Raw genomic sequence first — 14,373 nt, 5'->3', positions numbered from 1 at the left:
CACCGATCACGCCCGTCCCGGGCGCGCCGACTCCGACGACTCGTACGTCCGCGTCGCCGTCATCGCCGACGACCAGTACGGCGTCGGCCGACGGGAGGTGCTCGATCAGCGCAGCACCACCGTCACGCGCACCGCGTACGTCGAGGGCGGTCACCACGGCCTCACCGCGGGCCGCGGCGGCCCCGACGCCACCCGCGCCCGCGTACGCGCCCCCGCCCGCAGCGCCATCCGCACGAGAAGACACCCCCGCATCCGCAGCCACACGATGCGTCACCGCCAGATGCGTCGCCACCAACGGCCCCGGCAGCAGCGCGCGCCCCGCCTCCTCGAAGACGAGCACCGCCTCCGGCAGCCCCAGCCCCACCCCCTCCCCCTCCGCCCCGTTGCCGCCCGCCTCCAGCCGCAGCGCAAAGAAGCCCGCCTCGCCCAGGTCCCGCCACAGCTCCCGGTCCAACCGCGCCCTCGGGGAAGGCGCGTGATCGACCACGGCCCTGAGCCGCTCCCGCGGGAACCTCCGCGCCAGCAGTTCGCGGAATCCCTTCCGCAGCGCCTCCTGGTCCTCCGTGAGCCGGAAGTCCACCGTGCTCACCGCCCCTTCGGCAGGCCGAGGATCCGCTCGGCGACGATGTTCCGCTGAATCTGCGAGGTGCCGGCGGCGATCGTGTACGAGAGCGAGGAGAGCCGGTCGGCGGTCCACGGGTGCCCGGTGTCGAGCGCGTCGGCGGCGCCCAGCACCTCGGCCGCCGCGTCGTACAGCTCCTGCCGCGCGCTTGAGTACCGCAGTTTGAAGACCGAACCGCCGGCCCCCGGCACCCCGCCCGTGCCCTCGGCCGCGCTCACGTTCCACTGCGTGAGCCGCCACAGCGCCGCGAAGTCCGCCGCCAGCCGGCCCAGGCGGCGTCGCAGTACGGCGTCGTCCCAGCGCCCGTTCGCCCGCGCCGCGTGCGCCAGTTCCTCCAGCACCCGCCGGCAGGCGACGACCTCGCCCACGAAGGCGGTCCCGCGTTCGAAGGAGAGGGTCACCATCGTGACCCGCCACCCGTCGTTCTCCTCGCCCACCCGGCAGGAGACCGGCACGCGCACCTCGTCCAGGAAGACCTCGGCGAACTCCGCCGACCCGGCCAGCGTGCGCAGCGGCCGGACGGTCACCCCCTCGGCGTCCATGGGCATCGCGAGCCAGGTGATGCCGCAGTGCCGGGGCGCGTCCGGGTCGGTACGGACGAGGAGTTCGCACCAGTCGGCGACCTCGGCGTGCGAGGTCCAGATCTTTGAACCGGTCACCACGTAGGAGTCGCCGTCGCGTACGGCCCGGGTGCGCAGCGCCGCCAGGTCCGATCCTGCGCCGGGCTCGCTGAAGCCCTGGCACCAGACCTCCTCGCCGCGCAGGATCGGTGGCAGCCAGCGCCGCCGTTGCTCCTCGGTCCCCTCGGCGGCGATGGTGGGCCCCGCGTGCAGGAGGCCGACGAAGTTCGCCCCGACGTAGGGCGCTCCGGCCCGCTCGGTCTCCTCCAGGAAGATGAGGTGCTGGGTGGGGGTGGCGCCGCGCCCGCCGGCGTCGGCCGGCCAGTGCAGGCCCGCGTACCCCGCGTCGTACAACGCCCGTTGCCAGCCCAGGTCGTAGGCCCTGCGCCCGGGCCAGTCGTTTGGGTCCGGCTTCGGCGGGAGCCCCGGCAGCGCCTTGCCGAGCCAGGCCCGGAGCTCATGGCGGAAGGCTTCCTCCTCCTCGCTGTACGCCAGGTCCACGCTGCGTTCACCGCTTTCCGGCGAGGCGGTCCCGGTCGGCGGTCAGCGGGGCCCGGTCCCGGTCCAGGTCGAGGCCGAGCATCCGGATGGCGTTGCCGCGCATCAGCTTGTGGATGGTCTCCTCGTCGAGCCCCTTCACATGGTCGAGCGCAACCTCTTTGGTGTGCGGGAAGGTCGAGTCGACGTGCGGGTAGTCGGTCTCGAAGGTGGCGTTGTCCCGGCCGACCGCGTCCAGTGAGGCGACGCCGTGCTTGTCGCGGAAGAAGCAGCAGAAGATCTGCCGGTAGTAGTACGTGGACGGCGGCTCGGGGATGAGGTCGCGCACGCCGCCCCACGCCCGGTGCTCCTCCCAGACGTCGTCCGCCCGCTCAAGGGCGTAGGGGATCCAGCCCATCTGCCCTTCGCTGTACGCCAGTTTGAGCCGGGGGTACTTCACCAGCACCCCGCTGAAGAGGAAGTCCATCATCGACGCCATCGCGTTGTTGAAGCTGAGCGACGCCTGTACGGCGGGGGGCGCGTCCGGGGAGGCGGCGGGCATCTGCGACGAGGACCCGATGTGCATGTTGACCACGGTCTCCGTCTCCTCGCAGACGGCGAAGAACGGGTCCCAGTAGCCGGAGTGGATCGACGGCAGCCCGAGGTGGGTGGGGATCTCGCTGAAGGTCACGGCGCGGACGCCCCGCGACGCGTTGCGGCGGATCTCGGCGACGGCGAGGTCGATGTCCCAGAGCGGGATGAGGCAGAGCGGGATGAGTCGCCCGCCGCTGTCACCGCACCACTCCTCCACCATCCAGTCGTTGTAGGCGCGCACGCAGGCGAGCGCGACGTCCTTGTCGCCCGCCTCGGCGAAGGTCTGCCCGCAGAAGCGGGGGAAGGTGGGGAAGCAGAGCGAGGCCTCTACGTGGTTGAGGTCCATGTCCGCGAGGCGCGCCTTCGGGTCCCAGCAGCCGCGCCGCATCTCCTCGCGGGTGATGCCATCGAGCGTCATCTCGTCACGGTCGAAGCCGACGGCGGCGATGTTGCGCTTGTACGGGAACTTGAGGTCCTCGTAGATCCACCAGTCGGTCGGTGGCCCTTCCGGGTCCATCGTGATGACGTACTTGCCGCCGATGTACGCCAGTTCGCCGATCCCGGCCGTCAGCGGCTTCGGCCCGCGGTCGCGGTACCGGGCCGGGAGCCAGGTCTCGAAGAGGTGCGTGGGCTCGATCACATGGTCGTCGACGCTGACGATCCGCGGTAGCTCCATCGACCGTCTCCCCTCGTTTCCGGTTGCCCGTTCAGGTCGGCCGTTTCCGGTTGGCCGTTTCCGATCACTGTTTCCGACAAGTATTTCTGATGGTCCGTCAGAAAATGAGGCTAGCCGCGGACCCCTGGACCGACAAGGCGCGTACCCGTACGCTTCCGGGCAAGTGATCTGACGGTTCATCAGATCTGGGGAGTGTCCATGGACGACGCCACGGCCACCGCACGCGAACGCGCCACCTCCGCACCACGCGCCGCAGCCACCGCCACCGCGGCTGCCACCGCACACGAACTGGCCGCGTCCGCGACCCTGTGGGAGCTGGTCGACCGCCGCGCCGGCCTCACCCCAGACGCCCCCGCCCTCCTCCAGGCCGGCGCGTCGGCGGAGGAGGACCGGCGACTCACCTTCGGCGGACTGCGGGACCGGGCGGAGCGGGTGGCCGCCGGGCTGTACGAGCTGGGCGTACGTCCCGGCACACCGTTCGCCTGGCAGCTCCCCACCCGCATCGAGACCGTCGTGCTCTCCCTGGCACTGGCGCGCCTCGGCGCCGTCCAGAGTCCGGTCATCCCCGTCTACCGCGACCGCGAGGTGGGGTTCGCCCTGCGGACGGCCGAGGCGGAGTTCTTCGCGGTGCCGGGCACCTGGCGTGGCTTCGACTACGCGGAGATGGCCCGCCGCCTCCCGTACCCGCCCCGCATCCTCGAGGCGTACGACGCGCTGCCCGAGGCCGGACCCAGGCTGCTCCCCCCGCCCCCGGCCTCCGGCACCGACGTCCGCTGGATCTACTGGACGTCGGGCACCACATCCGACCCCAAAGGCGTTCTGCACACCGACCGCAGCCTGATCGCCGGGGGCTCCTGCCTCGCCCACGCCCTGCGGCTGCGCCCCACGGACGTCGGTTCGATCGCATTCCCGTACGCGCACATCGGCGGGCCCGACTACCTGGTGATGATGCTGCTGTACGGCTTCCCGGCCGTCCTGCTGGAGCAGTTCGCGCTCCCGGCGTCACTGGACGCCTACCGGCGCCACGGCGTGACGGTCGCCGGCGGATCCACGGCCTTCTACTCGATGTTCCTCGCCGAGCAGCGCAAGGACCCCTCGCGCCGGCTCATCCCGTCGCTGCGCCTGCTGGCGGGCGGCGGGGCACCGAAGCCGCCGGAGCTGTACCACGAGGTGGTCGCCGAATTGGGCTGCCGGCTGACCCACGGCTACGGCATGACCGAGGCGCCGATGATCACCATGGGGTCGCCGGACGACACCGACGAGCAACTCGCGCACACGGAGGGGCGTCCGCCCGCAGCGATGGAGATCCGCATCGCCGACGGTGAGGTCCGGCTGCGCGGGGAGGCGGTCTGCCGCGGCTACACCGACCCGGTCCAGACCGCGGCCGCGTTCGACGCGGACGGCTTCTTCATCACGGGCGACCTGGGACACGTACGGGAGGACGGCCATCTCGTCCTCACCGGACGGCTGAAGGACGTCATCATCCGCAAGGGCGAGAACATCTCGGCCAAGGAGATCGAGGAACTCCTCTACCAGCACCCGGCCGTGGGTGACGTGGCCGTCATCGGCCTGCCGGACCCGGCCCGCGGGGAGCGGGTGTGCGCGGTGGTCGAGCAGCCGAGGAACACGGAGCCGCTGACGCTGGAGGCCGTCACCACCTATCTGGGGGACCACGGGCTGTCCGTGCACAAGCTCCCGGAACAGCTCGAGATCGTGGACGCGCTGCCCCGCAACGAGGCGTTGCGCAAGGTGCTCAAGTACCGGCTGCGGGACCGCTTTTCGGCGATGTGACGCCCGGCGGGAGCCGGCGGTCCGCGAACGCGCGGCCGCGCGGGAGTTCCGCGAAGGAGTTCCCCGAAGGGAGTCCTGCGAACGAGTACCGCGAAGGAACTCCCCGAAGGAGTTCTTCGTCACGCAACGGGAACCAGCAGAACCGCGGTCCGGGACTCCCCACCCCCGGACGCGGCCTCGCGAGGGTCCCGAACAGCACGCTTGGTGGCCCCGTCCGCACCCCCGCACCGCACACCACGGCTCTGGACCTGCGGGCAGGTCTGGGGCCGTGGCCGAGCGCGCGAGCGACCCGGTAGCGTGAACCGACGCTTCCGTAAGCACGTTCCGCATCAGGCATGAGGAGTCCCGGTGACGCACAGCGGACAGGGGAACGAGTCGCAGCTCCCTGCGACCCGGCACGCCCATGAGGGCGTCGTGCTGCCCGCAAACGGCGATCCATGGGTGCCCGAGCAGCAGGCCGCCCCTGCGGCCGGTCAGCCATGGGACCGGCCCTGGGGCCCGGATTCGGCTGAGACACCGCCCGCACCGCCGGCCGGGCCCGCCTCGCAGGAGTTGCAGGACCCGGCCGCACCGCAGTCCAACGCCTGGGCGCCGCAGTCCAACGCCTGGGCGCCGCATTCCAGCGCATGGGCGCCGCAGCCCGATACGCAGGCATCCGCGGGCTTGCACGGCGCGCCACAGCAGCCCGCGCAGCTCGACCCGTCCATGCGGCCCGACCCGTCCACGCAGCCCGCCCCGCCCCCGTACCCCGGCTCCTGGGCCCAGGCGACACCGCCGCCCGACCTGCCCGCCGAATCCGGCCCGCCCGCCGAATCCGGCCCGCCCGCGGGGCCCGGGTATCAGGCGCAGCCCACGCAGCCGCTCCCGCTGCCCCCCGAAGGGACGCCCCTCCCCCCGCAACAGACGCCGCAGGCACAGCAGACGCCGCCTCGGCCGGACGCCGGTGCGACGTCCCCCACCGACGCGACCCAGTACATAGCGCCCATAACCGGCGGAGACGCGCTGACTCCCGAGGCCCCTTCCGAGTCCACGACATTCCTCGGCCGCAGACCGCTCCAGCAGCAGGGGGACGGCAATCCCGACGCCGAGGCCACGCAGTACATCCCCCCGGTCCCCGGCGCCTCCGGCCCCGTCCCGCAGCAGCCCAATCCGCAAGGGCAGCCTCCGCGCGACCCCGCCGCGGGTGCCCTGGCCCCGCCCGCGAGCACCCCGTTCGGCATCCGCCCCGGCATGCCCGGCGACCGGCAGCCGCTCGCCGACTTCGACGGCCTGTTCCGGGCAGAGTCCCCGGCCGTGGCGAACACCGAGCCGCCCGGCGCCACCCAGCACCTGCCGCGCTTCACGGAGACTCCGCAGAACGCGCAGCAGCACAGCGTCCACCCGCCGTACGCGACCCAGCAGGGTCACGGCGGCGCCCAGGGTTACGGCAACCAGCCGCCCCCGCACGACTCGTACGAGCCGGAGGCCCGCCGCCGGCGCCTCTCCCCGCTCGCCCTGATCGGCATCGTCATCGCGGGCTGCACCGTCGCGGGGCTCGCGGCCGGTGCCGCGCTGAGCGGTGGTGGTGACGACACGGACACCACCGAGAAGACCGCGCAGGCGAAGGACGCCGGTGCCGGGGACGGCAACAAGTCCTCACCGGCCGCGGATCCGGCCGAGTCCCAGGCCAAGGAGCTCGACGGGCTCCTCGCCGACAGCAACAACAGCCGCGCCACGGTGATCAGGTCCGTCGAGAACATCAAGTCCTGCCGGAACCTCAACCAGGCCGCGCAGGACCTCCGCTCCGCCGCGGGCCAGCGCAACAGCCTCGTGACCCGCCTGGGCAAGATCTCCGTCGACAAGCTCCCCGACCACCGGTCGCTCACGTCCTCGCTCACGAGCGCCTGGAAGGCATCCGCCGCCGCCGACAACCACTACGCGGCCTGGGCGGACCAGGTCGCCAAGGGGCGCAAGAAGTCCTGCCCGGGCGGCAAGGCGCGGGTGACGGGTCAGACGGCCGCCGGCAACCGGGCCAGCGGGAACGCCACCACCGCGAAGAGGCAGGCGTCCCAGCTCTGGAACACGATCGCCGAGAAGTACGCCCTCACCAAGCGCCAGGTCACCCAACTCTGAGGTACGTCCCAGTCCCCCGTACCCGCAGGCTCAGCCCCCGTACCCGCAGGCTCAGCCCCCGTACTCGCCGACTTCGGCCCGCTCCTCCAGCGTCCTCGCGACGTCCACCGAACCGCTTCCGACGGGCACCAGGCGTCCGTCGCGCACGACTTGGTAGGTCACCCGCGCATTCGTGATCCGCGGGAAGCCCCGTACCGCGAGCATGTCCTCGTACCGCCAGCTCAGCTTGGGCGTCAGCCCGCCCGTGTCCACCCCGCCGGTCCCGAGACCGCCGTCCAGCGCCCTGCGCACGGACCTGGCCGTGACCTCGCCGCCGTCCAGCGATTCGATCGCGGACCGCAGCACCGTGTAGGCGATCCAGGTCGTCTGCACACCCGGATCGGCCGGGTCGATGCGGTTGTCGCCGAAGGCGTGCTCGTTGATGACCTTGCGCATCGGCGCCCAGCGCGGGTCGCTCGCCGCCGGGTACCACCCGGTGACGTACGCGCCCTCCAGCGGGCTGGACTTGCCGCCGGTCCGTGTCACCAGCGACTGCTGCACGCTGCCGAGCACCGAGGCGATCGTGACCTTCTCCTTGTCCCCCTGGATGCGGCGGAACGAGTCGAAGAAGCTGTCGGTGCGGTCGCCGAGCGCCGCGGTGACGCAGGCACCGCCGGACGTCGCGGTGTACTCCGCGGTCCCCAGGAGGGCGGGGTCGGCACCCGCGCGCGACAGGGCGCGCTCGGCCTGCGGGGTGTAATCGGTGGCGTCCTCGGGCGCCCGGACGTCGTGGGCGGCCTTCCGGTGGGCCTGCTCCAGACCCGCGTTCATCAGGGAGGGCATCTGGTCGCCGGCGATCGTGTCGGGCCGGACGAGCGAGACCTGGTCACAACTCTTCGCGAGCTGCCGCCCGTTGCCCGCGAGGAGGGTGGCGACGCCCCCGTTGACGGGGTACGACAGCGGGCTGTTGAACTCCTCGTCCGCTATGCCGTATCCGCCGATGTACGGAATCCCCGATGCTTCGAGCTGCGGCATGAAGGAACGGCCGTGTTGGCTGTACGAGCCGACGACCGCGACGACGTTCTCCGCGACGGCCCGCCGCGCACAGCGGCCCGCGTTCACCGACTCGTTGCGGTCGTTGCAGCGGATGACCCTGAGCTCGCGGCCGCCGAGTCCTCCCCGGCTGTTGATCCAGCGGGCGTATGCCTGCGCCATGGCGGGCATGCCTGGCATGTTGGTGGCCTTGGTCCCCTCCGGGGCCATTGTCATGACGACGATCGGATCGGCCGTGCGCGCGGCGCCGGAGAGCGAGCCGCAGCCGGCGAGCACCGCCGCACCCGCCGCCAGCACGGCGACCGATGTGATCGCGGCAGCTTTGACGGATTTGACGGAGTGAGAGGGACGTAGGGGGCTGGAGGGACGAATGGGGCGCGAAGAAGAGGAGTGTCGCCGTCCGGTCATACCGCATAACCCTTCCGTCGGCCCCATAACGGAAGAGTGACGTCCGGCCAACGGCGCGTAGCCCACGAGTGAACAGCAAGGGTCCGCGCACGGGCCACTTGTGAAGAACGTACGATCGGGAGCTGTGCAAGGTAAGGAGAGGTCTTCCCGTCGCGGCCGTCGCTCGACCACCATGGGCGGCATGCCACTCAACGACATGCCGTGGTGGCGCTGGCGCAGCAATGTGCGCTCCGCGCTGCACATGCTCTCGGACCCCGTGTTCCAGAAGGAGTGCTGGCTCGCCGGCCGCGAAGGCTACGGCGACGTCACCGACGCCGTCTACCGGCTCGTCGAGGACACCTGGCTGGACAACTGGTCCGCCGAGAAGTACGTCGGCACGATCTTCCGCGACTCGCAAGAGGCAGCGCTCGTGGACGTCGCCGTGCTGCGCGTGCTGCGGATCATGCACCGGGTGGGCCCGGACGCGCCCGTGACGGCCTATCTGGAGCACCACGGGTGGAGCGAGGCCGTGCGGGCCGCCCGCGAGGCGCACGTACGGCTCGCCGCCAACGACGGCGAGGACCCGGACGCCGCGCCGGTCTCGCTCGACGTACTCGCGATCATGAAGCGGGAGATCGCTTCCGACGCCGTCTGATTCCCGTCTGCACCGCGGCGCCGTTGGGGACGGTCCCCGGTGATGTGACCGTCTCCGACCACCCGCCGGAACCGTCGGCCCGGAAGCGGGCCCGGTGGGGACGGGCGGACTCGGTCGGGGCTCCGCCGGGGCCACGGTTCGGGGCCGTCGGGGCTCCGCCGGGGCCACGGTTCGGGTCGGTCGGAGTTCGGTCGGGGCCACGATTCGGGCTCGGTGCGGGTGAGCCGCGCAGTTGTGCAACGCTATGGGGTCATGAACGAGTCCCCGTCCGCCGCCCCGCACGACCCCGAGCAGTACGTCCTCACGCTCTCCTGCCCGGACAAGCAGGGCATTGTGCACGCCGTGTCCAGCTACCTCTTCATGACCGGCTGCAACATCGAGGACAGCCAGCAGTTCGGCGACCACGACACGGGACTGTTCTTCATGCGGGTGCACTTTTCCGCCGAGCAGCCCGTGACGCTGGAGAAGCTGCGGGCCAGTTTCGCCGCGATCGGCGACCGCTTCGGAATGGACTGGCAGATCCACCGGCCCGAGGAGAAGATGCGGGTCGTCCTCATGGTCAGCAAGTTCGGTCACTGCCTGAACGATCTGCTGTTCCGTACGCGGATCGGCGCCCTGCCGGTGGAGATCGCGGCCGTGGTCTCCAACCACACCGACTTCGCCGAACTCGTCGCCGGATACGACATCCCCTTCCACCACATTCCGGTGACCAAGGAGAACAAGCAGGAGGCCGAGGCGCAGTTGCTGAGGATCGTCGAGAACGAGAGCGTCGAGCTGGTCGTGCTCGCCCGCTACATGCAGGTGCTCTCGGACGATCTGTGCAAGGCCCTGTCGGGGCGGATCATCAACATCCACCACTCGTTCCTGCCGAGTTTCAAGGGCGCGAAGCCGTACCACCAGGCGCACGCCCGTGGTGTGAAGCTGATCGGCGCCACTGCGCACTACGTGACCGCGGACCTCGACGAGGGCCCGATCATCGAGCAGGAGGTCGAGCGCGTGGGGCACTGGGTCACACCGGACCAGCTCGTCGCGATCGGCCGCGATGTGGAGTGCCAGGCACTGGCCCGCGCTGTGAAGTGGCACAGCGAGCACCGTGTCCTTCTCAACGGCAGCCGCACGGTCGTCTTCGCCTGACGCACCCCCGGGCCCGGCGCACCGCGACACTCCGGGGCAGTACGGCACCGGCGGGGCCCGACGTCAGAGGCGCGAAAGCGCGGCGGCCGCGGAGAGAACCTCGCGGATCGCCTCCCGGTCGCCCTCCTGCCCCGCCGCCGCGTCCTCCGGCAGGATGTGCCCGGCCGCGAGCTGGCAGAACTCGGTGGCGTCCAGCGCCACCCGCGCCACTTCCTCCTCCGGGGTCGCCACAGCGCCCGGCGAGTCCAGCGGGATGTACCAGTGGCCGCCGCCCTTGCCCTCCACCTCCAAGTGCAGGGTGCGGCCCGGCTTTCCGGCCGCGCCGAGGCGGCGCACCGGCCCGGCGAGCCCGGCCCTGCGCCGCCCGGCGAGCGCCTCCGGCAGCAGCCGCACGGCAAGGTCGATCATCAGGTGCAGATGCGGGGCCGCCGGGGGCCCGTACGGATAGTCCACGGCCTCGGCTATGTCCCAGGCGTGCATCCAGCACTCGAAGGCCCGGTCCAGGAAGGAGTCGCGCAGGGGCAGCCCGAACTCCCCGTACGGTACGTGCTGTTCGGCGGCCGGGCCGCCCGCGAAGCCGACCGTGCGGACCATCGAGCGGGCCTGGTCGCGCCACAGGTCGCGCACCGAGCCCGGTGGCTCCGGCATCTGCGACCGCCAGTACGCCTCGGTGCGGGAGGCCGGTGACTCCGGCGGGGTGCCGGGCCCGGCGAATTCCCCGAGCCCGGCCAGTGGATCCGGCAGTCCCAGCGCCACGGCCGCCGTGCCGTCGACCGCCATCAGATGCCCCAGCACCCCGGCGACGGTGGCCTCGCGCTCGACGCCGCGGCTCCCCTCGTACCAGCGCAGCCGGACCGGAGTGCGCCACTCCGACTCGCCCATGTCGTTGAGCAGCGCGTCCAGCCGCGCTGTCTCCGCGTCGTACGGCGCAGCCCACTCGGGCACCGGGATACGCGCCGGGCGCCGCTCCAGGCACCCGGCCAGCGTGCGGGAGCGCAGCATGGGATCGAGATCGAGGTTGTCCTCCTTGTGCAGGAGGCCGACCGCATCACGCAGCCGTACGGCTTCGTCCGCGCACATCGCGCAGTCGGTCAGATGCGCCTCGACGGCCGCGGTCTCCTCGACGGAGCAGGCCGACAGGGCCCACGCACCCAACAGTGATTTCAGGACCTTGTGGTTGAGCGGAATCACCGGAGGGCCAGTCCGAACAGGCGCCTCCGGCTCAGGCGGAACCGGCTGCGGGGTCTGCCCCGGAACGGGTTCCGCGGGCGGTGGCATCGCCGGCTCCGGGTCCGGCAGCGGGCCGCGGTCCTCGGCCGCGGCCCGCGGGGGAGGTATGCGCGGGCGCTCCTCCGCCGGGCCGTTGTCCGGCCCTCCGGGCAGGTCGGGTCCGAACGGGCCGTTCACAACGCACGTCCCGGACCGGCGTGCGGCAGCGGCGCGGACTGCCCCGGCACCTGGTGCGCCGTGGACAGCAACTGCAGGCCGAGCCGCAGCCGGCGCCGGGCCTCGTCCTCGGTGACGCCCAGGTCGGCGGCGGTCTGCCGGTAGTCCAGGTGCTTGAAGTACGCCAGCTCCAGCGCGGCGCGGAGCGACGCGGGCATGGAGTTCCTGATGTAGTCGGCCCGAGCCGCGGCGGATGCCGCCCTGACCTTCTTCTCTATGCGTTCGGGCGCCGCGTCCTCGCCGAGGAACTGCGCCTCGCTCTCGCGCAGCCGCCGCACCGCCTGCCGGTGGGCGATCGAGGCGATCCAGGAGCGCAGCGGGCCCTGGTTGGCGTCGTACGCCTCCGGGTGCTCCCAGATCTGCACGAAGATGTCCCGCGTGACGCGGTCGGCGGCCTCCTCGTCGTCGAGCACGCGGTGGGCGAGACCGTGAACGAGGGAAGCGAACCGGTCGTACAGCTCACCGAGCGCGGCTGCCTCGCCGCGCACCAGCCTCTGCTGCATCTTCCGGTCCCAGCGGGGAGATGCGTCGTTCGCCATCCGGCCCCCATCCCTCTGCCGTCGTTCCCATCGAATGTAGTGGGCTCTACGCATATCGCACTCCCTTTGGGCAATGTGCACCCCGGAAGCGATCGGAGCTGATATAGATCCGGTCACTTTGCCGGTCGCTCCTGAGACTGGTGTTCCCGAATGCGCATAGGGTCGTCATGAGCGACGACCGAGTCGCGTGTTTCAAGGGGGGACGGTCGGGCAGCCGCAGCCGGAAGGGCTGCTTCCGTATAAGCGATCGCAAGCGAAGGGACGTCGGGCGCGTGACATTGAAGGTGATGGAAGCCGAGCAGGGCGACTGGGCGGTGCTACGGATCTCCGGCGAAATGGACCTGGTGACCTCCCCCGCCGTGCGCCAGCACGTGCACGAGGCGGTGGCCGACGGCCGCCGCAGCCTTGTGCTCGACCTCTCCGGAGTACGCTTCTGCGACTCCAGCGGGGTCGGGGTGCTCATCGCCTCCCGCAGACTGATGCGCTCCTGCCAGGGCCGGCTGCGGCTGATCCTTCCCGCGCGCGGGGCCGAGGACGGTTCGCATGTGAACCGCGTCCTCGCCGCCCTCGGCGTCCGCCGCCTCTTCGAGGTCTACTCGGACGTCGCCTCGGCGCTCGACGAGTCGGCGCGCCCGCTTTCCGCGTAATCCTCCGTCGCCGGGAACTCGCACCAGACCACCTTCCCGCGCACCGGTCGCTCGTAGCAGCCCCAGCCCTTCCCCAGCGCAGCCACGATCGCCAGGCCCCGACCGCCGCAGCTCTCCGTGTCCGGTACGCCCGGCAAGCCTTCCGGCCACCGCGGCGGCGTCCGCGCCGGATCCCCGACCTCCACCCGCAGCCGCCCGTCCCCCGACCACAGCGCCAGCGCGATCACGCCGCGTGTGCAGCCGCACGGGCACACGGCGTGCCGTACGGCGTTCGTGACCAGCTCGCTCGCCACGAGCTCCACCGACTCGGCCAGTTCGCCGCCGCCGAACCCCCAGGTCGCGAGCACGTCCCGGACGTGACGGCGTGCCTGGGCGGCGGCCAGCGGACTGTGCGGCAGAGGCAACCTGCTGATGTGCAGGCCACGTTCGGTTTCGTGATTCACATCACCACTGTCACCCCGGATGGCTACTCTCGGCTACAGGGTGGTTGCTGACAGCGGCCACTGTTGCAGTGCCGTACGTCCAGGGGGCCCGCTCATGCCGAACACGACCGACCTCGATCCGTCCAAGTCACCTCTCGCGTTCTTCGGCTCCGAGGTGCGCCGCCACCGCGAGAAGACGGACATGACCCAGAAGGACCTCGGCAAGAAGCTGTACTGCTCGGGCGCGCTGGTGGGGTACATCGAGACGGCGAAGCGCTTCCCGACTGACGAGTTCGCCGAGGGTTGCGACAAGATCTTCGAGACGGACGGCTCGTTCGGGCGGCTCTGGCCCCTGGTGGCCAGGTTGGCGCTCCCGTCCTGGTTTCGGGAGTACACGGAGTTCGAGGCCGCGGCGACATCGATCCGTACGTACCAGGCGCAGACGCTCTACGGCCTTCTGCAGACAGAGGACTACGCCCGCGCCGTTATGCGCACAAGCCGTCATCACGATCTGGACGGCCTGGTAGCGGCACGCATGGACCGTCAGCGCATCCTGACGCGGGCGAATCCACCCCGGATCTGGGTGGTTCTTGACGAGGCGGCACTGCGCAGGCGCACGGCCGACGAGGACGTCATGCGCGCTCAACTCCAACGGCTGTTGAGTTACCGCTACGACCCCAACATGATCATCCAAGTCCTTCCTTTCAGCGCAGGATTTCCGGCCTCGTTGGACGGTTCGTTCACGCTTCTCGACATGGACGAGGGCGCAGACTTCGTCTACAGCGAGGGCGTGGCTACTGCTCATGTAATGGCTCATCCGGACGAGTTCAGGCAGGCAGCGTTCCGATACGATCTTCTGCGGACCGCCGCGCTGTCCGCGGAGGACTCGGCGGAGCTGATCGCTTCACTCCTGGAGGAGCTATGAGCACCAATTGGCGGAAGTCGAGCTACAGCAGCGGCCAGGGCGGGGACTGCGTCGAATGCGCCCCGCTCGGAGTCTCCGAGTGGCGTAAGTCCAGTTACAGCAGCGGCCAGGGTGGCGAGTGTGTCGAGATGACCCGGCTCGCCGGCGCAGCCGTAGCCGTGCGTGACTCCAAGGATCCGGACGGTCCGCGACTCCACTTTTCGGCTGATGCATGGCACACGTTTCTGAACTTCGCCTCCGGCCAGGACGTACGTACTATCTGACCCCGGTACCCGACGCAAACGTGAGGCCGAC

At 71.1% G+C, this 14,373-nt stretch carries 14 protein-coding genes; 7 read left to right on the top strand and 7 right to left on the bottom strand.

What is annotated here, in order from left to right:
* From AB0M26_RS00280 to AB0M26_RS00270, 3 genes are all read right to left on the bottom strand, one after another.
* The coding region (locus AB0M26_RS00280) for an acyl-CoA dehydrogenase family protein (RefSeq protein WP_365252950.1) at positions 1-580 on the bottom strand (580 nt) is incomplete at its 3' end.
* 5 nt (positions 581-585) lie between these two features.
* Entirely contained in the window at positions 586-1,743 is a 1,158-nt protein-coding gene (locus tag AB0M26_RS00275; RefSeq protein ID WP_365252039.1) for an acyl-CoA dehydrogenase, read from the bottom strand.
* Positions 1,744-1,750: 7 nt separating this feature from the next.
* Positions 1,751-2,989 carry an amidohydrolase family protein gene (locus tag AB0M26_RS00270; RefSeq protein WP_365252036.1) on the bottom strand — a complete coding sequence of 413 codons (1,239 nt, stop codon included), beginning with the start codon at positions 2,987-2,989 and terminating at the stop codon, positions 1,751-1,753.
* 198 nt (positions 2,990-3,187) lie between these two features.
* Here AB0M26_RS00270 and AB0M26_RS00265 point away from each other — a divergent pair, with 198 nt between their 5' ends.
* Positions 3,188-4,780: an AMP-binding protein gene (locus AB0M26_RS00265; RefSeq protein WP_365252033.1), complete on the top strand. Its 1,593-nt coding sequence runs from the start codon at positions 3,188-3,190 to the stop codon at positions 4,778-4,780.
* A gap of 348 nt (positions 4,781-5,128) precedes the next feature.
* A complete protein-coding gene (locus AB0M26_RS00260) occupies positions 5,129-6,892 on the top strand; it encodes a hypothetical protein (RefSeq protein ID WP_365252030.1) in 1,764 nt (587 codons plus the stop codon).
* 51 nt (positions 6,893-6,943) lie between these two features.
* Here AB0M26_RS00260 and AB0M26_RS00255 read toward each other — a convergent pair whose 3' ends face one another.
* Entirely contained in the window at positions 6,944-8,332 is a 1,389-nt protein-coding gene (locus tag AB0M26_RS00255; RefSeq protein ID WP_365252027.1) for an ABC transporter substrate-binding protein, read from the bottom strand.
* Positions 8,333-8,513: 181 nt separating this feature from the next.
* Here AB0M26_RS00255 and AB0M26_RS00250 point away from each other — a divergent pair, with 181 nt between their 5' ends.
* Both AB0M26_RS00250 and purU read left to right on the top strand, forming a co-directional pair.
* Positions 8,514-8,966, top strand: coding sequence for a hypothetical protein (locus tag AB0M26_RS00250; RefSeq protein ID WP_365252024.1), 453 nt, complete (start codon positions 8,514-8,516; stop codon positions 8,964-8,966).
* Between the two features lie 252 nt (positions 8,967-9,218).
* Positions 9,219-10,100 carry a formyltetrahydrofolate deformylase gene (gene purU, locus AB0M26_RS00245; protein WP_365252021.1) on the top strand — a complete coding sequence of 294 codons (882 nt, stop codon included), beginning with the start codon at positions 9,219-9,221 and terminating at the stop codon, positions 10,098-10,100.
* Positions 10,101-10,163: 63 nt separating this feature from the next.
* Here the strand turns inward: purU and AB0M26_RS00240 are convergent, their stop codons facing one another.
* Together AB0M26_RS00240 and AB0M26_RS00235 are read right to left on the bottom strand one after the other, a co-directional pair.
* The gene (locus AB0M26_RS00240) at positions 10,164-11,483 is read right to left on the bottom strand and encodes a maleylpyruvate isomerase family mycothiol-dependent enzyme (RefSeq protein ID WP_365252947.1); all 1,320 of its coding nucleotides are present in this window, start codon (positions 11,481-11,483) and stop codon (positions 10,164-10,166) included.
* A gap of 20 nt (positions 11,484-11,503) precedes the next feature.
* Positions 11,504-12,085, bottom strand: a complete 582-nt coding sequence (locus AB0M26_RS00235) for a sigma-70 family RNA polymerase sigma factor (RefSeq protein WP_365252019.1) — start codon at positions 12,083-12,085, stop codon at positions 11,504-11,506.
* 272 nt (positions 12,086-12,357) lie between these two features.
* Here AB0M26_RS00235 and AB0M26_RS00230 point away from each other — a divergent pair, with 272 nt between their 5' ends.
* Complete coding sequence (locus AB0M26_RS00230; protein ID WP_365252017.1) at positions 12,358-12,732, top strand: STAS domain-containing protein; 375 nt, start codon at positions 12,358-12,360, stop codon at positions 12,730-12,732.
* On the opposite strand, the gene AB0M26_RS00225 is transcribed toward AB0M26_RS00230, so the two are convergent.
* Positions 12,678-13,175, bottom strand: coding sequence for an ATP-binding protein (locus tag AB0M26_RS00225; protein WP_365252014.1), 498 nt, complete (start codon positions 13,173-13,175; stop codon positions 12,678-12,680). The two genes, AB0M26_RS00230 and AB0M26_RS00225, sit on opposite strands and share 55 nt — an antisense overlap.
* A 94-nt stretch (positions 13,176-13,269) precedes the next feature.
* On the opposite strand from AB0M26_RS00225, the gene AB0M26_RS00220 reads away from it, so the two are divergent.
* Together AB0M26_RS00220 and AB0M26_RS00215 are read left to right on the top strand one after the other, a co-directional pair.
* On the top strand, positions 13,270-14,079 hold the full coding sequence (locus AB0M26_RS00220) for a helix-turn-helix transcriptional regulator (protein ID WP_365252011.1): 810 nt from the start codon (positions 13,270-13,272) through the stop codon (positions 14,077-14,079).
* Positions 14,076-14,342, top strand: a complete 267-nt coding sequence (locus AB0M26_RS00215; protein ID WP_365252008.1) for a DUF397 domain-containing protein — start codon at positions 14,076-14,078, stop codon at positions 14,340-14,342. Before AB0M26_RS00220 ends, AB0M26_RS00215 begins: the two co-directional genes overlap by 4 nt.
* Positions 14,343-14,373: the final 31 nt, after the last annotated feature.

Origin of the sequence: Streptomyces sp. NPDC051776 (genome assembly GCF_040681345.1) — a bacterium.
Taxonomy (GTDB): domain Bacteria; phylum Actinomycetota; class Actinomycetes; order Streptomycetales; family Streptomycetaceae; genus Streptomyces.
Note: the sequence above shows the minus strand (reverse complement) of the source record. Positions and strands in the feature narration are given on the sequence as shown.

What these genes read in the sequence shown, in the direction of transcription:
- AB0M26_RS00270 (WP_365252036.1), bottom strand. Translation starts at nt 2,989, where the DNA reads ATGGAGCTACCGCGGATCGTCAGCGTCGACGACCATGTGATCGAGCCC.
- AB0M26_RS00265 (WP_365252033.1), top strand. Translation starts at nt 3,188, where the DNA reads ATGGACGACGCCACGGCCACCGCACGCGAACGCGCCACCTCCGCACCA.
- AB0M26_RS00255 (WP_365252027.1), bottom strand. Translation starts at nt 8,332, where the DNA reads ATGACCGGACGGCGACACTCCTCTTCTTCGCGCCCCATTCGTCCCTCC.
- AB0M26_RS00250 (WP_365252024.1), top strand. Translation starts at nt 8,514, where the DNA reads ATGCCACTCAACGACATGCCGTGGTGGCGCTGGCGCAGCAATGTGCGC.
- purU (WP_365252021.1), top strand. Translation starts at nt 9,219, where the DNA reads ATGAACGAGTCCCCGTCCGCCGCCCCGCACGACCCCGAGCAGTACGTC.
- AB0M26_RS00235 (WP_365252019.1), bottom strand. Translation starts at nt 12,085, where the DNA reads ATGGCGAACGACGCATCTCCCCGCTGGGACCGGAAGATGCAGCAGAGG.
- AB0M26_RS00220 (WP_365252011.1), top strand. Translation starts at nt 13,270, where the DNA reads ATGCCGAACACGACCGACCTCGATCCGTCCAAGTCACCTCTCGCGTTC.
- AB0M26_RS00215 (WP_365252008.1), top strand. Translation starts at nt 14,076, where the DNA reads ATGAGCACCAATTGGCGGAAGTCGAGCTACAGCAGCGGCCAGGGCGGG.